The organism is Streptomyces sp. NPDC047049 (genome assembly GCF_040643995.1).
In the GTDB taxonomy this organism is placed as follows: domain Bacteria; phylum Actinomycetota; class Actinomycetes; order Streptomycetales; family Streptomycetaceae; genus Streptomyces; species Streptomyces mooreae.
Window position 1 is genome coordinate 243,858 of record NZ_JBEYVM010000007.1, and the last position, 23,464, is coordinate 267,321.

Here is a 23,464-nt window from a genome sequence, read left to right on the forward strand (position 1 = left end):
GCCGGGGCTCATGCCCCGTCCCCCCCCGGGCTCATGTCCCGTACGCGCTCGCCACGTTGTTCCGCGGGGCCGGCCGGATCTTCGCCGCGGGTGCCACGGCGAAGGCGCGGAGCAGGTTCTCGGTGGTGCGGGTGACGAAGGCCCGCGTCCGGTCGTCCATGCCGTGATCCCGGCCGTCGTCGTGCGTTCCGGCCATCAGGGCCTCCACCCACCGCATCGTTCCGGAGGAGAAGACTCCGGCGCCGCTCGGCACGGTGTAGTAGGCGGAGTCCGCGTGACTGCTCCGGCCGTTGCAGACCAGCGGTGAGTGGGCAAGGATCTCCAGCCGCTCCGGCGTGGGCGCCTGTGGGGTCACCCGGTCGTACTCCACCCCGACCAGGTGGTCGAAGGCGTCGCCCCGCTTCGCGCCCGTCCCCGCGAAGAGCCAGTGGTCCGCGTGGTGCACGACGTAGGGCGCGTCGGTCGGATAGCCCTCGTAGAAGACGCCGGTCAGGGCGGACTCCGGGTCGGCGGCGGGTGGTTGGCGGAAGTCGTGGGTCGGCAGGGCCCGGTGCGGACCGGCGAAGCGTGGATCGTCCCGGTAGGAGGTCTTGTAACAGACCACGGTGCGCAGGGCACCGGACGAATCCGCCCCCTGCCCCGGCTCCGAACCCGGCTCCGGCTCCGGCTCCGGCTCCGGCTCCAGCCCCCGCCCCGGCTCCAGCCTGACCCGGCGGAAGCAGGCATTGGCCCCGAGGAAGGCCAGGTTGGTGCCGGCGTCGCGGGCCCGGGTGACGTGCTCGCGCTGCTGCGGGGTCCAGTACTCGTCGTGGCCGAGCGAGAGCGCCGCCGTGGCGCCCCGCAGCGCCGACGGGTCGCGGTGGACGTCCACCCCGGTGGTGTAGGCCAGCGGAAGGCCGAGCCGTTCCGCGAGGACCACGAGTGCGCGCTCGTAGACCAGGAACTTCCCGGCACCGTTGGAGTCGTAGGGCCGGTCGAAGCTGACGGCCAGCGAGCGCGACGCGTACCCGCCGTCCGCGCCCCGGTAGAGGCTGTAGCCGCCCCACGCGTTGTACGCCTGCCAGGTCGCCACCGCGTGCATCAGCACCGTCCGGCCGGTGGTGCGGGCCGACCGGACGATCATCGGGACGTACCGCTGGTGCCCGTGCTCCGCGTCCAGCCGGAGCAGATAGGCGCCCGGCGGCCAGCCGTCCGTACGCACCCGGAGGCTGCGCTCCCAGTCCGCCCGTACGCCGCGGGTCCCGGGCAGCAGCCTCGGGTGGCGCTGGCGCCGGCCGGCCACCCGGTCCGAGCGCCAGACCCGCCGGGCCTGGGCCCCGCGGTACCAGCCCACCCGGTAGGCCGCGACCCGGAAGCCGGGCGCGGTGGTCGAGACGTACAGCCCGAACTCCTCGCCCGGCAGGACGCTCACCTTGTCGGTGTAGCCCTGGACCGCGTCGGGCGGACCGGTGGAGCGGATCCGCCAGTCGGGGTGCCCCGGCCGCTCCCGCTCCGCGGCGAGGTCCGGGTCGTCGCCACCCGTGGGACCGGCGCCGGGGCCCCCGCCAGACGTGGAGCCGCAGCCGGCGGCCACTCCCACGGCGAGACCGGCGGCCCCCACGGCGGCGGCCCCGAGGAACCGCCTGCGGTCCAGGCCCCCCGAGCCGCCCGCCCCGGCAGGTTCCCCGCCGTGTTCCGCGGCCCCGCCGTATTCCGCGGCCCCGCCGTGTTCCGCGGCGCCGTATTCCGCGGGCCCGCTGCCGGGCCGGTCGCCATGCCGTGGGTCCTCACCCATTTCGCTGCTCCCGTACGCACCCTTCCGCCGAGCTGTCAGGACGATCATCCGGCGCTCCGCGCCACCGGACGACCTCAGCGGGCCCGAATGCGGGTACGGCGGCCCCGGCACCACGGACCGAGGGCGGGCACGGCACACCTCACCCGATCGTCTACAGTCATGTAGACGAAAGCTGGGCGCCGCTCACCGGACACGCGTGAGCGGCTCAACGACGCCCGGAATCGAGCAGGTCGCGAACACGGCGCACCGCGCCGGGAGGGCGGACATGACGATGGCACAGTCGAACAGCGAGGCACCAGCACGACCCGTGGGCGAGGGGCGGGCCGGCATCCCCGTGCCCCACGCCGGACACGGGCCGGGCTGGAGCAAGGTGCCGCAGGTCACGGCCGTGTTCTGGGGGGTGAAGGTGCTCACCACCGGCATGGGAGAGACGGCCTCGGACTACCTCGGCCGGACGCTCGGCCCGATACCGGCCGGCAGCCTGGGACTCGCCGGGCTGGTGGCCCTGCTCGTCCTCCAGTTCCGGACCACCCGCTACCGGCCCTGGATCTACTGGTCCGCCATCGTCATGGTCAGCGTCTTCGGCACCATGGCCGCCGATGTCGTCCACGTCATGGCCGGCATCCCCTACACGGTCTCGGTCATCGCCTTCTCGGCCGGACTCGCCGCACTCCTGACGGCCTGGTACGTGTCCGAGGGAACGCTCTCGATCCACAGCATCCGCACCCGCCGCCGCGAGACGTTCTACTGGGCGACGGTGCTGGCCACCTTCGCCCTCGGCACCGCGGTCGGCGACCTCACCGCGGGCACCCTGCACTGGGGATACCTCCCCTCCGGCATCCTGTTCGCCGCCCTGATCGCGGTGCCCGCTCTGTCCGGACGCTTCCTCGGCCTCAACGCCGTCGCCGCCTTCTGGTGGGCGTACGTACTGACCCGCCCGCTCGGCGCCTCCTTCGCCGACTGGATGGGCGTCTCCACCGCCCGCGGCGGCCTCGGGTGGGGAACGGGACCCGTCACCCTGGCGCTCATCGTCCCGATCGTGCTGCTCGTGGGCTACCTGGCGATCAGCCACAAGGACACCCCGACCGGGTAACCGGCCACGGGTGCCGGCGAGTGAGGGGAGGAGGCCCCGGCGAGGAAGCCCCCACCCACCGCGCGCCGCAGCCGCAACCGCAGCCGCAGCCGCAGCCGCAGCCGCCTCAGGATTCGGTCAAGGCCGGTGCCAGTTCCCGTAGTTGGTCGACCCCCAGACCCCGGTCCGCCGCCACGGGCTGGAGGGCGACATGGTCCGCTCCGGCCTCGTGGTGTTCGGCGATCCGGCGGCGGATGGTGTCCACGTCGCCCCATGCCACGATCGCGTCCACCAGCCGGTCGCTGCCGCCGCCGAGGAAGTCCTCGTCCCCGAAGCCGAGCCGTCGCAGATTGCCGGTGTAGTTCGGCAGCTGGAGGTAGAGGCGGGTGTGGTGTTCACGGGCCAGGGCGCGGGCCGTCGTGGGGTCGGATTCCAGCAGCACGGCCTGTTCCGGTGCGAGCAGCGGTCCTGTACCGAGGATTTCGCGGGCGCGGGCGGTGTGTTCGGGGGTGACGAAGTACGGGTGGGCGCCGTCCGTCCGGTCGCGTGCCAGCTCCAGCATCTTGGGGCCGAGCGCCGCCAGCACCCGGCCCGGTGCCGGATCGGCCGCCGGGCCGTCGTACGGGGCCTCGTCCATCGCGTCGAGGTAGGCCCGCATCGCCGCGAGCGGCTTGGTGTAGTTGTGGCCGCGCGCATCCACCAGCGGGGCGTGGCTCGCGCCCAGGCCGAGCACGAAGCGTCCGTCGTACGCCTCGGCCAGGGTCTGGGCGGCGGCGTGCGCGGCGGACGCGTCCCTGACCCAGATGTTGGCGATGCCGGTGGCGACCGTGATCCGTTCGGTGGCGGCCAGCAGCAGACCGGCCAGGCTCACCGACTCGCTCGCCGGTGTCTCGCCGAACCACAGGGCGCCGTACCCCAGTTCCTCGATCTCGGCCGCCGCCCGGCGCGCGGCGGCGGCCGGCACGCCGCCGAGCCCGCCGTGCCAGACGCCGACCCGGCCGATCCGCGCGGCGAGGGATTCGTGCTGCACCGTTCCTCCAACTGGCCCAAGGGTGATGCCCCGTCCTCGTCCTCTTCCCCGGACGGCGGAGGGGCCTCTCCTTGATCACAGCATGGCGGCAGGCTCCGGCATTCCCCGGTCGGGCCGGGAGGGGCCGATCGGGTGAGCAGCGCCGAATGGCGTGGGCCGGGCCAGGCCGTATGACGAAGCGGCCGCCCTCCCGAGAAGTCGTTCTCGGAAGGGCGGCCGCTCAGCGCTGCCGGACGGGCGGGTGCGTCAGCCCTCGACGCCCAGCTTCTCCAGGATCAGCTCGCGGACGCGGGCCGCGTCCGCCTGGCCCCGGGTGGCCTTCATGACCGCGCCGACCAGGGCGCCGGCCGCGGCCACCTTGCCGCCGCGGATCTTGTCGGCGATGGCGGCGTTGGCGGCGATGGCCTCGTCGACGGCGGTGCCGAGGGCGCCCTCGTCGGAGACGACCTTCAGGCCGCGCTTCTCGACGACGGTGTCCGGGTCACCCTCGCCGGCCAGCACGCCCTCGATGGTCTGGCGGGCCAGCTTGTCGTTGAGCGAGCCGTCGGCCACCAGCGCGGTGACCCGGGCGACCTGCTCGGGGGTGATCGGCAGGACGGCCAGGTCCACGCCGTCCTCGTTGGCGCGGCGGGCCAGCTCGCCCATCCACCACTTACGGGCCGCGGCGGAGTCCGCACCGGCGTCGACGGTGGCGGTGATCAGGTCGACCGCGCCCGCGTTGAGGATCGACTGCATGTCGTGCTCGGAGATGCCCCACTCCTCGCGCAGCCGGTTGCGGCGCACCCGCGGCAGCTCGGGCAGGGCCGCCCGCAGTTCCTCGACCCACTCGCGGGAGGGGGCCACCGGCACCAGGTCCGGCTCGGGGAAGTAGCGGTAGTCCTCGGCGTTGTCCTTGATGCGGCCGGCCGTGGTCGAGCCGTCCTCCTCGTGGAAGTGCCGGGTCTCCTGGACGACCGTGCCGCCGGAGGAGAGCACCGCGGCGTGCCGCTGGATCTCGAACCGGGCCGCCCGCTCGACGGAGCGCAGGGAGTTGACGTTCTTGGTCTCCGACCGGGTACCGAACGTCTCGGTGCCCTGCGGACGCAGCGACAGGTTCACGTCGCAGCGCATCTGGCCCTGCTCCATCCGGGCCTCGGAGACGCCCAGCGCCTTGATGAGCTCGCGCAGCTCGGCGACGTACGCCTTGGCGACCTCGGGGGCCCGCTCGCCCGCGCCCTCGATGGGCTTGGTGACGATCTCGATGAGCGGGATACCGGCGCGGTTGTAGTCCAGGAGGGAGTGCCGGGCGCCGTGGATACGGCCGGTGGCACCGCCGATGTGGGTGGACTTGCCGGTGTCCTCCTCCATGTGGGCGCGCTCGATGTGCACCCGGAAGGTCTCCCCGTCCTCCAGCTGTACGTCGAGGTAGCCGTCGAAGGCGATCGGCTCGTCGTACTGGGAGGTCTGGAAGTTCTTCGGCATGTCCGGATAGAAGTAGTTCTTCCGGGCGAAACGGCACCATTCGGCGATGGAGCAGTTCAGCGCCAGGCCGATCTTGATCGCGGACTCGACGCCGATCGCGTTGACGACCGGCAGCGAGCCGGGCAGGCCGAGGCAGGTGGGGCAGGTCTGCGCATTGGCGTCCGCGCCCAGGGTGGTGGAACACCCGCAGAACATCTTGGTCTTGGTGCCGAGCTCGACATGGACCTCCAGGCCCATGACGGGGTCGTACGCCGCGAGGGCGTCCTCGTACGACACCAGGTCAGTGACAGTCACGGTGAAACTTTCCCTCTCAGCCCAGCAGGACGTCGTCGTCGCCCAGGCGCTTCAGTTCGCGGTAGAGGATCGCCAGGCCGGTGACGATCGCCGCGGCCGAGACGGCGGCGTCGATCAGGCGGAGCGTGTCGTTCTCCTGACGGGCCAGCTTGGCCTGCTTCGCGACGCTGAGGGCGCCGAACGCGGTGCTGCCGATCGACAGGTACAGGCCGCCCTTGGACTTCTTGAAGTTCTTGGCCTTCTTGGTCATGGCGCTCACAGTGCAGGTGCCTCCTCGAGCAGCGGGTGACCCCACTTGGCGGTGAACGCGGTCTCGACCGCGGCACCGACCTTGTAGAGCCGGTCGTCGGCCATGGCAGGAGCGATGATCTGCAGGCCCACCGGCATCCCGTCCTCGGGCGCCAGGCCGCAGGGCAGCGACATCGCCGCGTTGCCTGCCAGGTTGGTGGGGATCGTGCACAGGTCGGCGAGGTACATCGCCATCGGGTCGTCGGCGCGCTCGCCGATCGGGAAGGCGGTGGTCGGCGTGGTCGGCGAAACGATCACGTCGACCCGTTCGAAGGCCTTCTCGAAGTCGCGGGTGATCAGCGTCCGCACCTTCTGGGCGGAGCCGTAGTACGCGTCGTAGTAGCCGGAGCTGAGCGCGTACGTGCCGAGCATGATCCGGCGCTTGACCTCGGGGCCGAAGCCGGCCTCGCGGGTCAGGGCCGTGACGTCCTCGGCGGACTTGGTGCCGTCGTCGCCGACCCGCAGGCCGTAGCGCATGGCGTCGAAGCGGGCCAGGTTGGAGGAGCACTCCGACGGCGCGATCAGGTAGTACGCGGACAGCGCCAGGTCGAAGGACGGGCAGTCCAGCTCGACGATCTCGGCGCCCAGCTCCTTCAGCAGCTCGACGGACTCGTCGAAGCGCTGGATGACACCGGCCTGGTAGCCCTCGCCGCGGAACTGCTTGACGACGCCGACGCGCATGCCCTCGACGCTGCCGTTGCGGGCCGCCTCGACGACCGGCGGGACCGGCGCGTCGATGGAGGTGGAGTCCAGCGGGTCGTGGCCGGCGATGACCTCGTGGAGCAGCGCCGCGTCCAGGACCGTACGGGCGCAGGGGCCGCCCTGGTCCAGGGAGCTGGAGAAGGCCACCATGCCGTAGCGGGAGACGCCGCCGTAGGTGGGCTTGACGCCGACCGTGCCGGTGACGGACGCGGGCTGGCGGATGGAGCCGCCGGTGTCCGTGCCGATGGCGAGCGGGGCCTCGTAGGAGGCGAGGGCGGCGCTGGAGCCGCCGCCGGAGCCGCCGGGGATCTTGGTGAGGTCCCAGGGGTTGCCGGTCGGGCCGTAGGCGCTGTTCTCCGTCGACGACCCCATGGCGAACTCGTCCATGTTGGTCTTGCCGAGGATGACGACGTCGGCGGCCTTGAGCTTCTTGGTCAGCGTCGCGTCGTACGGCGGGAGCCAGCCTTCGAGGATCTTCGAGCCGACGGTGGTGGGGACCCCCTCCGTCGTGAAGATGTCCTTGAGCGCGAGCGGGACGCCGGCCAGCGGGCCGAGCTTTTCGCCGCGGGTGCGCTTCTCGTCGACGGCGCGGGCCTGGGCGAGCGCGCCCTCGCGGTCGACGTGCAGGAAGGCGTGCACCTTCTCGTCGACGGCCTCGATGCGCGCCAGGTGGGCCTCGGTCACCTCGACGGCGGTGACCTCGCCGGCGGCGATCTTCGCCGCGATCTCGGCGGCGGTGAGCTTGATCAGGTCCATGTCGGTCACTCCTCACCCAGGATCTGCGGCACCTTGAAACGCTGCTGCTCCTGGGCCGGGGCGCCGGAGAGCGCCTGCTCGGGGGTCAGCGACGGACGGACCTCGTCCGGCCGCATGACGTTGGTCAGGGGCAGCGGGTGGGAGGTCGGCGGTACGTCTTGGTCGGCGACCTCGGAGACGCGGGCGACCGCGCCGATGATGTCGTCGAGCTGTCCGGCGAAGTGGTCGAGCTCTTCTGCCTTCAGCTCCAGACGTGCCAGCCGGGCGAGGTGGGCGACCTCCTCGCGCGTGATGCCAGGCATGCAGCGATCCTCTGGTGTTCTGGGCGGAGTGTTCCGGGCGGAGAGTCCAGGCGGAGTCTTCTCGTCGAATGCTCCTGTGAACTTTTCCGGGCCAATCCTATGGCGTACGCAAGAGCTGCCGCGAAACCGTTTCGCCGGGGGCGGCGGTGAGCGCCGGACCGGGGCCGGTTTCACCCTCCGCGGAGGGCGACGCGGCCCTGGGCGCGCCGGGGCGGCACACCCGGGCAGGGGTCCGGGCGGGAGGGGCCGGGGAGGAGGGGCGGCGCGGTGTGGCTAGGCACGGCCGGGGCTGTCTTCCACGGGCCGGCGGCCCCAGGCCGAGATCATCGGTGCGGTGGCGAGGTCGAGACGCCCGGCCGCGATGTTGGCGAGGTGCTGCTCGATCTCGTCGTCGGTGGCGAGACCCGCGGCGAGGAGTTTGTCGCGCACCTGGTGGACCGTGGCCGCTTCCAGGGCGTCGCACGCGGGCGAGGCGATCGGGAAGTAGGCGTCGGCCTCGACGTCCGTGAGGCCGGCCTCACGCAGCAGCCGCGGCAGCTTGCGCCCGTAGGCGAGGTCGGCGCCGCGCTGCCGCAGCAGCTGACGGAAGCCGCCGCGCAGCCGGTTGGCGAGCTCCTGCTCGGGGCCGTACTCGTCGGGGCAGCTCAGCGGCTGCAGGCCGGGGTCGGCGTCCTCGATCAGCAGCCGGCCGCCGGGGCGCAGCGCCCGGACCATGGTGCGCAGCGCGGCATCGCGGTCGGTGACGTGGGTGAGGACGAGGCGGGCGTGGATCAGGTCGAAGAGGCCCGCTGGGGGCTCGTCACGGGCGACGTCGTGGCGGAGCACTTCGACTCCCCCGGCGGCGGCCGTGCCGGCCCAGGACACGTCGATGTCGGTGGCGAGCACGTGCCCGCGGGGCCCGGTGCGCCCGGCGAGCCACGCGGCGACGGTCGGCCCGCCGGCACCGACCTCCCAGCACCGCCACCCCTCGTCGATCCCGGCCTTCTCGAAGTGCCGGAACGTCGAGGCGTCGAAGAGCGCGGCCAGCGCGTCGAAGCGGGTGCCCGCCTCGGCCTGCCGGTTGTCCAGAAGGTACTCGTTGCCCTGGCCCATGCGCCGATCATGCCATGACCGAACCGCTGTGCGAGGGGAGTTGTCGCTCTCGCGCGGGGACCGCCCGCCTGGGGCGCTGGGGGCGCCAGAGACACCTGGGGCACCTGGGCCATTTAGGGAGCCTGCGGCCCGGACGGCTCGTCCGCGTCCTCCGTCACCTCGGCCTCATCAGGGGGAAGGTGTGGGGCGGAGGCGTCGTCCGCGCCGGAGGCATCACTGCCGGCGGACACGTCACCGTCGCCCGGCGCATCGCTGTCGGCGGACATGCCGGACCCGCCGGACATGCCGGACCCGCCGGACACGCCGGCCTCGCCGCTGTCCGACGGCCCGTGTTCCTCGGGCCGGACCACTGCTGAGGGCGTCTGTACAGCTGCTTCGGAACGGGGACATGGGACGGCCGGTGGCCGGGTCAGTTCAGGACCTGTCCCGAAGGGCGCTCGGCGGCCTTCTCCGCCGCCAGGGCGGCCTTCTCCGATGCACGCTGCCAGCCGCGCTCGCCGCGGGCTCTCAGCCATGCCGTGGTCTCGTCCGGTGGCATCGCGGCGGCCACCAGCCAGCCCTGTACGGCATCACAGCCGAGGTCGCGCAGCCGCTCCCAGGTCTCGTCGTCCTCGACTCCCTCGGCGACGACCAGGAGGCCGAGGGAGTGGGCGAGGTCGAGGGTGCAGCGGACGATCTCGGCGTCCTCGGTGTCGACGGCGAGCCGGGCCACGAAGGAGCGGTCGATCTTCAGCTCGCTCACCGGGAGCCGCCGCAGATGGACGAGGGAGGAGTAGCCGGTGCCGAAGTCGTCGAGCGACATCTTCACGCCGTGCGCGGTGAGGCCGGCGAGGGTGTCGGCGGCCCGCTGCGGGTCCTCCAGCAGGACGTGTTCGGTGATCTCCAGTTGGAGGGCGCCGGGTGGGACGCGATGCCGGGCGAGCCGGGCGGCGACCGCTCCGGCGAAGCCCGGGGAGTGCACATCGCGCGGGGAGACATTGACGGCGACCGGCACCTCCAGGCCCATCGCGCGCCAGCGCGCCACCTGGGCGAGCGCCGTTTCGAGGACGTACTCCGTCAGCCGGGGCATCAGCCCGGAGGACTCGGCGATGGCGATGAATTCGTCGGGTGGCACCCGGCCGCGGTCCGGATGCACCCAGCGGACCAGTGCCTCCAGCCCGGCGACATGTCCGTCGAAGCCGACCTTGGGCTGGTAGTGCAGCTCGACGTCGCCGGCGTCCAGGGCGCGGCGCAGATCGCCCAACAGGCCGAGGCGGTCGGGGGTGTTGCCGTCCCGTTTGGCCTCGTAGAGCTCGACCCCGCTGCGGTCGCGCTTGGCCTGGTACATGGCCACGTCGGCGCGGCGCAGCAGCCCTTCGGCGTCGAGGGCGTGGTCGGGGAAGACGGCGACCCCCGCGCTGGCTTCGAGCACGAGGGTCAGGCCGTCGAGGTCCAGCGGGGAGCCGAGGGCGGCGACGAGGGAGCGGGCCACCCGCTGGGAGCTGGTGAGGGAGTCGGTGGTGGGCAGCAGGACGGCGAACTCGTCGCCGCCGAGCCGGGCCGCCTCGGCGCCGCGCGGCAGGGCGTGCCGCAGGCGGTCGGCGATCTGCAGCAGCAGGCGGTCACCGGCCAGGTGGCCGAGGGTGTCGTTGACGGAGCGGAAGCGGTCCAGGTCGATGAGGACCAGCGCCGAGCGGGAGCCGACGCGCTCGGCGTCGTCCAGCGCGGTCCAGGTGCGCTCCAGCAGCCACTGGCGGTTGGGCAGGCCGGTGAGCGGGTCGCGCAGCTGCTCCTCGGCGCGGGCGCGGGCTATCCAGAGGGTGGAGTCCAGCGCGATGAGCGGGACCGCGAACAGCGGCAGCAGCAGCGGGGCGTAGAGGGCGCAGACGGCGATCAGCGGGGAGATGCCGAGCAGGGCGATGCCGACGAGTGCCTGGCGCAGTACGGCCGTTCGGGGGATGGCGGGCAGCTGGCCGGTGCGCGGGGCGAGGCTGACCCACAGGAGGCCGCGGCTGACGAAGAGGTAGCCGGCGGCGGTGACGACGACTTCGGGGAGGACGGCGAGGTTCCAGGCCGGCGGGGCCCAGGGGTGGCGGACGCTGGAGACCACGCCGAACGCGGCGAGGCCGAGCGCCGCGGCGCCGATGCCGAGGATGTCCACGGCACCGTGCACCACGGCCTGTCGCCAGCGGTGGCGCCGGGCGGCGCCGACCAGGACGACGACGGAGAGGCTGACGAGGGTGGCGGGCACCCAGCCGTAGAGCAGCAGGACGGCCAGGGACAGGGCGGCGCCGGAGCCCGTGCCGCCCCACCAGCGGTCCCGGCCGAGGGCGACCAGATGGCCGACGATGACGCCGGTGAGGATCGCCAGCGACCAGCCTATGGAGGCGCCGGGGAACAGCGCGTCACCTTTGCCGAGGGTGACGATGACGCCCGTGGCGAGCGCGAGGCCCGCCACGAGGACGATGGTCGCGGGCAGCGCGGGCACGACGAGCCGCCGGAGCCGCGACGCCGGAGCGGCGCTGTCGGTCGGTTTCATTCCGATCCCTCTCACAGCCGGCTGTGCCCGCGCCACGGCAGGCGCACTCCTCAACAGTAGGCCGCGGAGGGCCGCCACGGGCAGCGATCGACGACGGTTGCCCGAATGCGACCCGGCGTCGCGGATCAATCTGGTATGCGCCGATGGGGTGACACCTCACTCCTCCTCAGGCGGAGTGACAGCTACCGCTCGCGCTGCGTCAGGACCCTGCTCCAGCAGCACCGCGAAGCCATCATCGTCCAGCACGGGGACCTTCAACTGCATGGCCTTGTCGTACTTCGAACCAGGGTTGTCGCCCACCACTACGAATCCGGTCTTCTTCGAAACGGAACCGGTCACCTTCGCTCCGAGGTTCTGTAGGGCCTCTTTCGCGCCATCTCTGGTGTGTGACTGAAGTGTGCCCGTTACGACGACGGTGACGCCTTCGAGGGGGCGCGGGCCCTCCTCACCCGTCTGCTCCTCCTCCATCCGGACGCCGGCGGCCCGCCAGCTCTCGATGATCTGCTGGTGCCAGTCCACGGCGAACCACTGCTTCAGCGAGGCGGCGATGGTCGCTCCGACACCGTCGACGGCGGCCAGCTCCGTCTCGTCCGCGTCCCGGATGCGGTCGATCGAGCGGAACTCCCGCGCCAGCGCCTCGGCCGCCACCGGGCCCACATGCCGGATCGACAGGCCCGTGATGATCCGGGCCAGCGGGCGCTCCTTGGCCGCCTGGATGTTCTCCAGCATGGCCAGGGCGTTCTTCTTCGGCTCGCCCTTCTGGTTGGCGAAGAAGGTGACGACCTTCTCCTCGCCGGTCTTCGGATCGCGCTTGGGCAGGCCGGAGTCGGGGTCGAGGACGTAGGACTTGATGGGCAGCAGCTGCTCGATGGAGAGGCCGAAAAGATCGCCCTCGTCCCTGAGCGGGGGCTCGGCGGGCTCCAGCGGCTGACTGAGCGCCGTCGCCGCGACATAGCCGAAGTTCTCGATGTCCAGGCATTTGCGGCCGGCCAGATAGAACAGCCGCTCACGGATCTGGGCGGGGCAGGCACGGGCGTTGGGGCACCGCAGGTCGATATCGCCTTCCTTGGCGGGCTGCAGCGCCGTCCCGCACTCGGGGCACTCGGCGGGCATCACGAACTCCCGCTCGCTGCCGTCCCGCAGATCGACGACCGGGCCCAGGATCTCCGGAATGACATCGCCGGCCTTGCGGATCACGACGGTGTCCCCGATGAACACGCCCTTGGCCTTGACCACGTCCTGGTTGTGCAGGGTGGCGAACTCCACCTCCGAGCCGGCCACCGTCACCGGCTCGACCACGGCATACGGGGTGACCCGCCCCGTACGGCCGACGCCGACGCGGATGTCGACGAGCTTGGTGTTGACCTCCTCCGGCGGGTACTTCCAGGCGATCGCCCAGCGCGGCGCCCGCGAGGTCGACCCCAGCCGCCCCTGCAGCCGGATCTCGTCCAGCTTGACCACCACACCGTCGATCTCGTGCTCGACGGCCGTACGGCGGGTCTCGGCGTCCCCGTAGTGGGCGATGAACTCGCGTACCGCCGCCAGGGAGTCGACGACCTTGTTGTGCGTGGCCGTCGGCAGGCCCCAGCCCTTGAGCAGGTCGTAGGCCTCCGACTGGCGGTCGATCTCCAGGCCTTCGCGGGCGCCGATGCCGTGGACGACCATGTGCAGCGGGCGCAGGGCCGTGACCTTGGGGTCCTTCTGGCGCAGCGAACCGGCCGCGGCGTTACGGGGGTTGGCGAACGGCGGCTTGCCCTCGGCCACCAGCCGCTCGTTGAGCTCCAGGAACTTCTCCATCGGGAAGTAGACCTCCCCGCGCACCTCGACCAGATCCGGGATCCGGTCGCCCTTGAGACGGTGCGGGATCTCGGCGATGGTCCGGACGTTGGGCGTGATGTCCTCGCCCGTACGGCCGTCGCCGCGGGTGGCGGCGCGGGTCAGCCGGCCGTGTTCGTAGGTGAGGTTGACCGCGAGGCCGTCGACCTTCAGCTCGCACAGGAAGTGGTATCCGGCGCTCCGGGGATCGCCGCCCAGCTCACCGGCGATCCGCTCGGCCCAGCCCGCCAACTCCTCGCTGTCGAAAGCGTTGTCGAGCGACAGCATCCGTTCGCGGTGTTCGACCTCGGTGAACTCCGTGGCGTACGCCCCGGCGACCTTCTGGGTCGGTGAATCGGGGGTGCGCAGCTCGGGGTGCTCGTCCTCCAGCGCCTCCAGGGAGCGCAGCAGCCTGTCGAACTCCGCGTCGCTGACGACCGGGGCGTCCTTCACGTAATACCGGAAGCGGTGCTCCTCGATCTGCTCAGCGAGCTGCGCGTGCTTCTCCCGCGCCGCCGCGGGCACGTCGGATTGAGCTGCGTGCTGTTCGCCAGCCACCGTCTTGTCCTCCCGTGGTCCTTGAGTGCGGTCACTCAGGGTTGTCTGCGAGTGATCTCGCCGCCCGGGCGCAGTGGGCGAGGGCCGAGCGGGCATAAGCGGGCGAAGCGCCCGCGAGCCCGCACGTGGGAGTGATCACCACGGACTCGCTCAGAGTCCCCGGCGTCAGCCCCAGCCTGCGCCACAGCGTCCTGACACCCATGACGCTACCGGCAGGGTCTGACAATCGGCTGTCCACGCCCGGCACCACGCCAGCGAACAGCGCCGTACCGCCCTCGACGGCCTCGCCGATCGCTTCTTCCTCACGCTCGGTGAGCAGGGAGAAATCGAACGAGATGCCCGTGACACCGGCCCGCCGCAGCAGCCCGAACGGCACCTCGGGGGCGCACGAGTGGACGACCACGGGGCCGCCCTCCGCCACCGCGACAAGATCACGCAGCGCGCCCTCGACCACCGCCCGGTCCACGGCACGGTGGGTGCGGTAGCCGCTCGCGGTCTTCACCCGTCCCCGGAGCACCGCCGTCAGCGAGGGCTCGTCGAGCTGCAGCACGACGTCGGCGCCCGGCACCCGCCGCCGGACGTCCGCGAGATGGCCGCGCAGCCCCTCCGCCAGGGACGCCGCAAGGTCCCGGCAGGCCCCGGGATCGCCGAGGGCCGCCTCGCCGTTGCGTGTTTCCAGGGCGGTGGCCAGGGTCCACGGGCCGACCGCGGAGACCTTCAGCGGGCCCTCGTAGCCCTGGGTGAACTCCTCCAGGGCGTCGAGGTCTTCCCCGAGCCAGGAGTGGGCGCGCCGGGTGTCGCGGCCCGGCCGGTCGCTGATCCGCCAGCCGCTGGGCTCCACATGGCCGTAGACCTCGACGAGCATCCCCAGGGTCCGCCCGATCATGTCGGCGCCGGGCCCCCGGGCCGGGAGCTCCGGCAGGTACGGGAAGGCCTCCAGCGATCCGGTGACCGTCTTCGCCGCTTCCCGCGCGTCACCACCCGGCATCGAGCCGATCCCGGTCGCCGCGCCCGCGGCCCACTTCTGCGTGCTGTTCTCGCTCACCCAGGCAGGGTATGCGGCGGCCGGGCGGGCCGGGTGCGCCAGGTGTGCGCAGCGGACGGCAGTACGGGCCCGGGCGCCGCGCGGCCCGGCTCCCGCGCGGCGGGCGGCCGGGCGAAGCCCGCGCGCACGCCGTTACCGGCCGGGCCGCACCGACACGTCGTTGATCTCCGCGTCCCGCGGCAGATCGACGGCCGTGAGGATGGCCGTGGCGACCGACTCCGGGTCGATCCAGCGGGACGCGTCGTACTCCTTGCCCTCCTGCTGGTGGGTGCTCTCCTGCATCGGCGTGGCCGTCCGCCCCGGGTAGACCGAGGTGACCCGGACGCCGTTGCCGTGCTCCTCCGCCCGCAGCGAGTCCGCCAGCGCCTTCAGGCCGTGCTTGCTCGCCGCGTACGCGCCCCACTGGGGGTTCGCGTGGAGCCCGGCGCCGGAGTTGACGAAGACGACGTGCCCCTGGGCGACCCGTACCAGCGGCAGCAGCAGCCGGGTGAGCTCGGCGGGCGCGACCAGGTTGGCGGCGAGCTGCCGCTGCCAGGCCTTGGCCGGCAGATCGCCGACCGCGCCCAGTTCGATGACGCCCGCGCTGTGCACCAGGGAGTCGATCCGGTCCGGCAGCGGCTGCTGTCCGAACGCCCAGGACAGCTTCTCGGGCACGGCGAGGTCACCGACGAGCGTCCGGGCGCCGGGGAACTGCGCGGCCAGCTCCTTGGCCCGCACCGCGTTGCGCGCCAGCAGCCACAGGTCCTCCCCGCGCGCTGCGAGCCGCCGTGCGACCGCCGCTCCGATGCCCGACCCTGCGCCCGTGATCAAGTGCGTACCCATGGGGCCGATCCTAACGAGCGGCGACGGGGGCGCGGAGCGCGCCGGTCAGGCGACCAGGCCCGCCTTCTCCTCCAGGTAGGCCAGCGCGCCGACGCCGTCCGCCGCGAAGAAGACCAGGTCGGTGAGCGGGACCGGCAGGAACCCCTCCGCCTCCATCCGCTGGAACTGTTCCTTCAACCCGTCATAGAAACCGGCGGTGTTCAGCAGCACCACCGGCTTGGTGTGCATCCCGTGCTTGCGCAGCTCCAGGATCTCGGTGGCCTCGTCCAGCGTGCCCGTGCCACCGACCATCACGACGACGGCGTCGGCGCGCGCCAGCATCTGCGCCTTGCGCTCGGCGAGGTCCTTGGTGACGACCATCTCATCGGCGCCCTCACGGGCCTTGTGCGCCAGGAACTCCACGGAGACGCCGATCAGCTTGCCCCCGGCGTCCTGCACCCCGTCGGCCATGACCTTCATCAGGCCGGTGTCCGAACCGCCCCAGACCAGCGCGTGCCCGCCCTTGCCGATCAGCTCGGCGAACTGGCGGGACGGGGTGACATAACGGTCGTCGAGGTCGGCGGCGGAGCAGAAGACGCAGATATTCATGCGGTCACCTTACGAGCGGGGCCGCGGGACGGTGCCGGGCCGGCCGGGGCGGGCGGCCCGCAGGGGACGGGCCGGGCGGCGGGGCGGTGCCCGTACGGGGCGAGCCGGCCGCAGGATCGTTCCCGGCCCGGCCCGGTGGCGGGGCGGTGCCCGTGCGTCCCGCCCCGCCGCCCGTGTCCTCCCGCTAGATCAGCCCCTGGTCCAGCATCGCGTCGGCGACCCGCTCGAAGCCGGCGATATTGGCGCCGGCGACGTAGTCACCGGGCAGCCCGAACCGCTCCGCGGTCTCGTAGCAGCGGTGGTGGATCGAGCGCATGATCGTCGCGAGTTCCCCCTCCGTGCGCTCGAAGGACCATGCCTCGCGCGAGGAGTTCTGCCGCATCTCCAGCGCACTGGTCGCCACACCGCCCGCATTGGCGGCCTTTCCGGGCCCGAAGGCCACTCCGGCCTCCTTGAGCAGCGTCACCGCCGCCGGGGTGGTCGGCATGTTGGCGCCCTCGGAGACCGCCTTGACGCCGTTACGGACCAGAATCCGGGCGGCGTCCTCGTCCAGCTCGTTCTGGGTCGCCGACGGCAGCGCGACGTCACACGCGACGTCCCACACCCGCCCCCCGGGCACATACTTGGCGGACACCCCGCGCCGCTCGGCGTACTCGCTGATCCGGCCGCGCTCGACCTCCTTGATCTGCCGCAGCAGCGCCAGGTCGACGCCCTTCTCGTCGACGACATAGCCGCCGGAGTCCGAGCAGGTCAGCACGTTGGCGCCGAGCGCCTGCGCCTTCTCGATGGTGTAGATCGCGACATTGCCGGACCCGGAGACCACCACCTGCTGCCCGTCCAGCTCCTCGCCGCGCTGCTTGAGCATCTGCTCGGTGAACAGCACATTGCCGTAGCCGGTGGCCTCCGTGCGGGCCTTGGAACCGCCCCAGGCCAGCCCCTTGCCGGTCAGCACACCGGGCTCCCAGCGGTTGGTGATCCGCCGGTACTGGCCGAAGAGGTAGCCGATCTCCCGGCCGCCGACGCCGATGTCGCCCGCCGGTACGTCCGTGTGCTCGCCGAGATGACGGTGCAGCTCCGTCATGAACGACTGGCAGAAGCGCATGACCTCGGCGTCCGACTTGCCGTGCGGATCGAAGTCGCTGCCGCCCTTGCCGCCGCCGATGTTCAACCCGGTCAGGGAATTCTTGAAGATCTGCTCGAAGCCGAGAAACTTCACGATTCCCAGATTCACGGACGAATGAAAGCGCAGACCGCCCTTGTACGGGCCGAGCGCGCTGTTGAATTCCACCCGGAATCCCCGGTTGACGTGAATCGCTCCGGAATCGTCCTGCCAGGGGACCCGGAACATGACCTGCCGCTCCGGCTCGCAGATCCGCTCCAGGATCTTCGCCTCGGCGAACTCCGGGCGGGCCGTCAGCACGGGGGCCAGCGTCTCCAGCACCTCAAGAGCCGCCTGGTGGAACTCGGGCTCCCCGGGATTTCGCCGGACCAGCTCGGCGTACAGAGATGCCGGCCCGGTCCGATGAATACCGGGATTGACCTCAGATTGAACAGTCGACATTGACTTCCGTTCCCTTCGTGGCCGCGGAGTGGCCGTCTGCGGTCCGGACCCTGACGAGCCCTCACAAGTGCAACAACTCCTTGTGAGTCCTTATCGTCACCACTCCTCGACCCGGCAACCTTTGACGTCCCGTCGCGTTGCCGACTTTATGGGCGGCACCCCGTCGATCGACTGTGGGATGCGCGACACGCCGTTCCCTTACGCAATCCCGCCAACCCGCTGACGCCCCGGGCGCGCCTCTCCCCCGCCTCATCCCCGCAGGTCAGAGCACCAGGAACAGCCCAGCCGGCAGCACTCCCCGCCCCGCGCGCCCCCGCTGCGGCGGGCGCTGTGCAACACCTCACAGTTGACCGCCGGACCGTCTCCTCGCGGCTCACCAGCCCCGGGGACCCCACCCACCCCTCCACGGACCCCGACGGACCGGACAATGCCCGTCATTTCCGTCACGCCCCTCACCGCCCCCGAAAGCGTCGGCCGACTCATCGGCCGGCCGGGTCCAGCCCACCCCCGTGATGCGGCTGGTCCCGGCCGGCCCGGCCGCGGGGCCCCTGTGCGCTTCAGCTTCCGGCGCCGGACGGCACGGTGACCACCGGCACAGCGGCAGCCACGCCCGCCCCGTCCGCCGGCGTCTGACCGTCCTGGTGGCCGCCGACGCGCTCCGCTTCCGCCCGGACCATCTTCTCCATCGGCTCGGCGCAGCTGCCCCCAGCGACGACCATCGCCAGCAGGATGGCGACCACCGTCAGCACCGTCCCCAGCCAGACCATCGTGTGCACCGGGACGGTGTAGGCGCCGATCACCCGCGCCACACATTCGGTCAGCAGCGTGGTCCCCCATATCAGCGAGAACCTTCGCTCCGCCCGCCGGAAGCGCGCGGACCCGGCCAACAGCCGGTCCCAGGCCGCGTTCTTCGCCGCGCTCCCCTTCGTCACGAACGGCTTGAGGCCGGCGGTCATCAGGGGCTTCCCCAGGAACACGGAGACGATCATGGCTATGCCGACGACGCTGCTCACCCCGCCGTCCTTGGCAAGCATCAGCCGCGGATCGCCGGTCATCGTGCTCAGCGCCAGGCCCACGACGTTGACGACAAGGATCAGCAGCGCAAGGCCGTTGACGCCGGTGCCCCGTATCAGGCCCCAGACCGTACGCAATGCCGGCACCACGCTGCTCCAGCCCAGCGCCGCGACCTCACCGAGCCCGAAACCGTTGCGCAGGACGTAGTACGACGCCAGCGGAATCCCCACGTCCAGGACCAGCGGCAACAGGCTCTGCACGAGCGGATTCGGCGGCACACCGTCCGCGACCTGCCCCTGCGCCCGGATCTGCTCCCGGGCCTGGTCCCGGCTCGGGCGCCGGCTCTCGCTCTCGCTCTGGCTCCGGTGCACGGCGGACTCCCCCACATTGCTCTCTGAACGGCGACTTTCTTCGACGTCTTCAGCTTCGGGCAGCGCCGGGCACCGCAACAGTTTCGACTGTCCTCACTTCTGCATGACATTTGTCAGATGTGGGCGGCGAACCAGCCGGTCGCGCCCGGTTCTTCGGATTCTCCTGAGCGTCTTTCCGCTGCGCACACCGGTGTTAGCCGGACGTTAGCGCCGCGGCAGGCCGGCGATAGCGGCCCCGAGCAGAGTGGGTGACGTACCGAGGAACAACGACACCGACTGCCCCGGGGGACCCGTCATGAGCTCCAGCGCCACTGTCCGCACCGCTCGCCGCCGCCGCACCCTGCGCCTTGCCGCCGCGGCCCTGACCGCGGCCGCCGGCCTCACCCTGACCGCCTGCTCCGGCGCGGACGCCTCCGCCGCGAAGCCCGCCGGCCGCACCGACGCGGGCGCGGTCTCCGCCGCCGGCGGCGCGGGCTCCTCCACCGGAGCGCAGGACTCCGATGCCCAGGGCGCCGGTGCTCAGGGCTCCGGTGCTCAGGCGGGCTCCGGCGCCCAGGCCGGCTCCGGCACCAAGGCCGACGCCGCGGCCAAGCAGCCGGGCGGCGCGCACGCCGCGGGCGGCGGTGGGGCGGTTTCGGGCGTCCAGCGCTGCCACACCTCCGGCCTGACGGCCGCATTCGCCACGGGCGAAGACGCGGCCCCGGACCCGGACGCGAGCGGCGGCACGACCACCAGCATCGTCCTGACCAACAAGGGCAGCAGCGCCTGCAAGATCGGCGGCTTCCCCGGCGTGGACCTCAAGTCCGAGAACGGCGGCGAGCGCTGGTCGCTGGCCCGCTCGTCGAAGAAGTTCAGCTCGATCACCCTGCAGCCCGGGGACAGCACCGACTTCACGCTCAACGTCGCCATGACCAAGGAAGAGACCGGCTTCTACCAGCCCGCCTTCGCCGACGTCACCCCGCCCAACGAGACCACCTCGCTGACCGTGAAGTGGCCCTGGGGCACCCTCGTCGACCAGCGGAGCGCCACCCACCCGGGCACCTTCGTCAACCCCATCGGCTGACCCCCTCGGCACCGCCTCTCACCGCTCTCCGCCCGGCGAGACCCCCCGCCGGCACGGAGCCGGGAAAGTCCGCTGTCCCGGTGCACATGCACCCGGACAGCGGACTTTCCGCGTCGGCACCGGGGATTGGCCGGGGATTGACGCCGGGGATGACGGGAGAGCCCTCAGGCCCCGGCCCGCACCCGTCGCTCCGTAGTGGCGATGGTGGCCGAGCCGACCACCCGGCTGCCGTCGTAGAGGACGATCGCCTGGCCGGGGGCCACGCCGCGGACGGGCTCCGCGAAGGTCACCCGGAGTTCGGTGCCGTCCACCACCTCCGCCGTGACCTCGCTCTCGCCGCCGTGGGCACGGAGCTGGGCGGTGTACGGGGCGGGGCCGGCCGTCGGGGGGCGGCCGCACCAGCGGGGGCGGATCGCGGTCAGGGCCGTGACGTCGAGGGAGCCGGCCGGGCCGACCGTGACGGTGTTGTCGACCGGGGAGATGTCGAGGACGTAGCGCGGCTTGCCGTCGGGGGCCGGGTGGCCGATGCGCAGGCCCTTGCGCTGGCCGATCGTGAAGCCGTACGCACCCTCGTGGGTGCCCAGGACCGCACCGGCCTCGTCGACGATGTCGCCGGGAGCCGTGCCGAGCCGCTTGGCGAGGAAGCCCTGGGTGTCGCCGTCGGCGATGAAGCAGATGTCGTGGCTGTCCGGCTTCTTGGCGACGAACAGGCCGCGGCGGGCGGCCTCTTCACGGATCTCGGCCTTGGTGGTGAGGGTGTCGCCGAGCGGGAACATGGCGTGCGCCAGCTGACGGTCGTCGAGGACGCCGAGGACGTAGGACTGGTCCTTGGCCATGTCGGAGGCGCGGTGCAGCTCGCGGGTGCCGTCCTCGCGCAGGACGACCGTGGCGTAGTGGCCGGTGCAGACGGCGTCGAAGCCCAGCGCCAGGGCCTTGTCCAGGAGCGCGGCGAACTTGATCTTCTCGTTGCAGCGCAGGCAGGGGTTCGGGGTGCGCCCGGCCTCGTACTCGGCGATGAAGTCGTCGACGACGTCCGCACGGAAGCGTTCGGCGAGGTCCCAGACGTAGAAGGGGATGCCGATGACGTCGGCGGCGCGGCGGGCATCGTGCGAATCCTCGATCGTGCAACAGCCCCGGGCGCCGGTGCGGAACGATTTCGGGTTCTCGGAGAGCGCGAGGTGCACGCCCGTCACGTCATGGCCTGCCTCGGCGGCGCGGGCCGCGGCAACGGCGGAGTCGACACCGCCGGACATGGCGGCGAGTACGCGGAGGCGGCGGGGTGCGTCATCAGTCATAGCGTGTCCAGGGTAGACGGAACCGCCGACCGGCCCGAAAGCGTTATGGAGCGCATGGGGAAAAGGGACGGGGACAGCGGCGGGGAAAGCACCGGCGAAAGCGGCGGTGAGCAGCGCGAAGGCCAGGGGGCCGGGCCCGGCCTCACCCGTCGGCGGGCATTGTGGATCGGGGGCGGCGGGGCGGTGGCCGCCGGGGTCGCGGCGCTCGTGGCGGGCGGTGAGCCGGCGCGCTGGTGGTGGCGGCTGCCGTGGAACGAGAAGCCGCGCACGGCGGGCGCGGTGGACTTCCGGGGCGCGCAGTGGGTCGCGGCGTCCCCGGAGAACTACCGGCGGGCCGACCGGCCGGCGGACTACGGGATCGACCGGGTGGTCATCCATGTCGTCCAGGGCAGCTATGCGACCGCGCTGGATGTCTTCCGGAACCCGTTTCACGAGGCCGCCGCCCATTACGTGGTCCGGAAGGACGGGCACGTCGCGCAGACGGTCCGCGAGCTGGACGTGGCGTTCCATGCGGGGAACCGCGGCTACAACGAGCGGAGCGTCGGGATCGAGCACGAGGGGTACGTGGACCGGCCGGAGTCGTTCACGGCTGCCATGTACGCGTCGTCGGCGCGGCTGACGGCCGGGATATGCCGGCGCTACGGCTTCCCGGCCGACCGGGAGCACATCGTGGGGCACGGGGAGGTACCGGGGACCGACCACACCGATCCGGGAAAGCACTGGGACTGGGACCGGTATCTGGGGCTCGTACGGGCCGAGCTGCACCGCCGTCCCAAGCCCGCCGGCTCGGCCCCGCCCGCACAGGCCCCTGGCTCGGGCCGGCCCGCACAGACCCCCTAACTCAGCCCCGCGCTCCGCGCCCGTTCCACGACCGGGCCGATGGCCTCCGCCAGCGCCGCCACGTCCTGTGCGGTGGAGGTGTGGCCCAGCGAGAACCGCAGGGTGCCGCGGGCGAGCTCCGGGGACATGCCGGTGGCCAGCAGGACGTGGCTGGGCTGGGCGACGCCCGCGGTGCAGGCGGAGCCCGTGGAGCAGGCAATGCCCTGGGCGTCCAGGAGGAGCAGCAGGGAGTCGCCCTCGCAGCCGGGGAAGGAGAAGTGGGCATTGGCCGGGAGGCGGCCCGCGGGGTCCGGGTCGCCGCCGAGGACGGCGTCGGGGGCGGCGGCGCGTACGGCCTTGATCAGGTCGTCGCGCAGCGCCCCGATGTCGCGGGCGAAGTCTTCGCGGTGGGCGACGGCGTACCGGCCGGCCGCGGCGAAGGCGGCGATGGCGGGGGTGTCGAGGGTGCCGGAGCGTACGTGCCGCTCCTGGCCGCCGCCGTGCAGCACCGGCACCGGGGCGTACTCCCGGCCGAGCAGCAGCGCGCCGATGCCGTACGGTCCGCCGATCTTGTGGCCGGAGACCGTCATCGCGGCGAGCCCGGAGGCGGCGAAGTCGACCTCCAGCTGGCCGAACGCCTGCACCGCGTCCGCATGCAGCGGGATCTCGAACTCCGCGGCGGTCTCGGCCAGTTCGCGGACCGGCTGGAGGGTGCCGATCTCGTTGTTGGCCCACATGACCGTGGCGAGGGCGACGTCTGCGGGGTTGCGGGCGATGGCCTCGCGCAGCGCCCCGGCGTGCACCCGCCCGTAGGTGTCGACCGGCAGCCATTCGACGCGGGCGCCTTCGTGCTCGGCGAGCCATTCCACGGCGTCGAGGACCGCATGGTGCTCGACGGGGCTGGCGAGGACGCGGGTACGGGCCGGATCGGCGGCCCGGCGCGCCCAGTACAGGCCCTTGACCGCGAGGTTGTCGGCCTCGGTGCCGCCGGCGGTGAAGACGATCTCGCTGGGGCGCGCGCCGAGCGAGACGGCAAGGGACTCGCGCGCCTCCTCGACGGTACGCCGGGCCCGCCGGCCGTCGGCGTGCAGCGAGGACGCATTGCCGGTGACGGTCAGCTGGGCGGTCATCGCCTGCACCGCCTCGGGAAGCATCGGGGTGGTGGCGGCGTGGTCGAGGTAAACCATGGTGCGCACGATTCTACGAGCCGTCCCGGCGGGCTCC

Annotated in this window: 20 protein-coding genes; 3 read left to right on the forward strand and 17 right to left on the reverse strand. The window is 72.3% G+C overall.

What is annotated here, in order from left to right:
* Positions 1-31: 31 nt before the first annotated feature.
* On the reverse strand, positions 32-1,774 hold the full coding sequence (locus ABZ851_RS19090; protein WP_361128690.1) for a N,N-dimethylformamidase beta subunit family domain-containing protein: 1,743 nt from the start codon (positions 1,772-1,774) through the stop codon (positions 32-34).
* 271 nt (positions 1,775-2,045) lie between these two features.
* On the opposite strand from ABZ851_RS19090, the gene ABZ851_RS19095 reads away from it, so the two are divergent.
* Entirely contained in the window at positions 2,046-2,867 is an 822-nt protein-coding gene (locus ABZ851_RS19095) for a hypothetical protein (protein WP_361128936.1), read from the forward strand.
* Between the two features lie 106 nt (positions 2,868-2,973).
* Here the strand turns inward: ABZ851_RS19095 and ABZ851_RS19100 are convergent, their stop codons facing one another.
* From ABZ851_RS19100 to ABZ851_RS19165, 14 genes are all read right to left on the reverse strand, one after another.
* Entirely contained in the window at positions 2,974-3,876 is a 903-nt protein-coding gene (locus ABZ851_RS19100; RefSeq protein ID WP_361128693.1) for an LLM class F420-dependent oxidoreductase, read from the reverse strand.
* Between the two features lie 246 nt (positions 3,877-4,122).
* A complete protein-coding gene (gene gatB / locus ABZ851_RS19105; RefSeq protein WP_336050112.1) occupies positions 4,123-5,631 on the reverse strand; it encodes an Asp-tRNA(Asn)/Glu-tRNA(Gln) amidotransferase subunit GatB in 1,509 nt (502 codons plus the stop codon).
* 16 nt (positions 5,632-5,647) lie between these two features.
* Positions 5,648-5,881 (reverse strand): hypothetical protein, encoded by a 234-nt coding sequence (locus ABZ851_RS19110; protein WP_030087700.1) that lies wholly within the window; start codon positions 5,879-5,881, stop codon positions 5,648-5,650.
* Positions 5,882-5,886: 5 nt separating this feature from the next.
* The gene (gene gatA, locus ABZ851_RS19115) at positions 5,887-7,386 is read right to left on the reverse strand and encodes an Asp-tRNA(Asn)/Glu-tRNA(Gln) amidotransferase subunit GatA (RefSeq protein WP_361128697.1); all 1,500 of its coding nucleotides are present in this window, start codon (positions 7,384-7,386) and stop codon (positions 5,887-5,889) included.
* The gene (gene gatC, locus ABZ851_RS19120; RefSeq protein ID WP_006602950.1) at positions 7,383-7,679 is read right to left on the reverse strand and encodes an Asp-tRNA(Asn)/Glu-tRNA(Gln) amidotransferase subunit GatC; all 297 of its coding nucleotides are present in this window, start codon (positions 7,677-7,679) and stop codon (positions 7,383-7,385) included. Before gatC ends, gatA begins: the two co-directional genes overlap by 4 nt.
* A gap of 273 nt (positions 7,680-7,952) precedes the next feature.
* The gene (locus tag ABZ851_RS19125; RefSeq protein WP_361128700.1) at positions 7,953-8,771 is read right to left on the reverse strand and encodes a methyltransferase domain-containing protein; all 819 of its coding nucleotides are present in this window, start codon (positions 8,769-8,771) and stop codon (positions 7,953-7,955) included.
* Between the two features lie 113 nt (positions 8,772-8,884).
* Positions 8,885-9,037 carry a hypothetical protein gene (locus ABZ851_RS19130; RefSeq protein WP_361128703.1) on the reverse strand — a complete coding sequence of 51 codons (153 nt, stop codon included), beginning with the start codon at positions 9,035-9,037 and terminating at the stop codon, positions 8,885-8,887.
* A 143-nt stretch (positions 9,038-9,180) separates the two neighbouring features.
* Positions 9,181-11,289 carry a bifunctional diguanylate cyclase/phosphodiesterase gene (locus tag ABZ851_RS19135; RefSeq protein WP_311622812.1) on the reverse strand — a complete coding sequence of 703 codons (2,109 nt, stop codon included), beginning with the start codon at positions 11,287-11,289 and terminating at the stop codon, positions 9,181-9,183.
* 156 nt (positions 11,290-11,445) lie between these two features.
* Positions 11,446-13,662 (reverse strand): NAD-dependent DNA ligase LigA, encoded by a 2,217-nt coding sequence (ligA, locus tag ABZ851_RS19140; RefSeq protein WP_336050119.1) that lies wholly within the window; start codon positions 13,660-13,662, stop codon positions 11,446-11,448.
* Between the two features lie 31 nt (positions 13,663-13,693).
* On the reverse strand, positions 13,694-14,707 hold the full coding sequence (locus tag ABZ851_RS19145) for a methionine synthase (RefSeq protein WP_361128707.1): 1,014 nt from the start codon (positions 14,705-14,707) through the stop codon (positions 13,694-13,696).
* A 132-nt stretch (positions 14,708-14,839) separates the two neighbouring features.
* Entirely contained in the window at positions 14,840-15,529 is a 690-nt protein-coding gene (locus ABZ851_RS19150; protein WP_361128709.1) for an SDR family oxidoreductase, read from the reverse strand.
* Positions 15,530-15,574: 45 nt separating this feature from the next.
* On the reverse strand, positions 15,575-16,117 hold the full coding sequence (locus ABZ851_RS19155) for a TIGR00730 family Rossman fold protein (protein WP_361128712.1): 543 nt from the start codon (positions 16,115-16,117) through the stop codon (positions 15,575-15,577).
* A 184-nt stretch (positions 16,118-16,301) separates the two neighbouring features.
* A complete protein-coding gene (gdhA, locus tag ABZ851_RS19160) occupies positions 16,302-17,678 on the reverse strand; it encodes an NADP-specific glutamate dehydrogenase (protein ID WP_361128715.1) in 1,377 nt (458 codons plus the stop codon).
* A gap of 557 nt (positions 17,679-18,235) precedes the next feature.
* A complete protein-coding gene (locus ABZ851_RS19165; protein WP_361128939.1) occupies positions 18,236-18,952 on the reverse strand; it encodes a VC0807 family protein in 717 nt (238 codons plus the stop codon).
* A gap of 406 nt (positions 18,953-19,358) precedes the next feature.
* Between ABZ851_RS19165 and ABZ851_RS19170 the strand changes: the two genes are divergently transcribed.
* Positions 19,359-20,126: a DUF4232 domain-containing protein gene (locus ABZ851_RS19170; protein ID WP_361128718.1), complete on the forward strand. Its 768-nt coding sequence runs from the start codon at positions 19,359-19,361 to the stop codon at positions 20,124-20,126.
* 164 nt (positions 20,127-20,290) lie between these two features.
* On the opposite strand, the gene mnmA is transcribed toward ABZ851_RS19170, so the two are convergent.
* On the reverse strand, positions 20,291-21,421 hold the full coding sequence (gene mnmA, locus ABZ851_RS19175) for a tRNA 2-thiouridine(34) synthase MnmA (protein WP_361128721.1): 1,131 nt from the start codon (positions 21,419-21,421) through the stop codon (positions 20,291-20,293).
* A 45-nt stretch (positions 21,422-21,466) separates the two neighbouring features.
* Here mnmA and ABZ851_RS19180 point away from each other — a divergent pair, with 45 nt between their 5' ends.
* Positions 21,467-22,261, forward strand: a complete 795-nt coding sequence (locus tag ABZ851_RS19180; protein WP_361128942.1) for an N-acetylmuramoyl-L-alanine amidase — start codon at positions 21,467-21,469, stop codon at positions 22,259-22,261.
* Here ABZ851_RS19180 and ABZ851_RS19185 read toward each other — a convergent pair.
* Entirely contained in the window at positions 22,258-23,427 is a 1,170-nt protein-coding gene (locus ABZ851_RS19185; protein ID WP_361128724.1) for a cysteine desulfurase family protein, read from the reverse strand. The two genes, ABZ851_RS19180 and ABZ851_RS19185, sit on opposite strands and share 4 nt — an antisense overlap.
* Between the last annotated feature and the right edge of the window lie 37 nt (positions 23,428-23,464).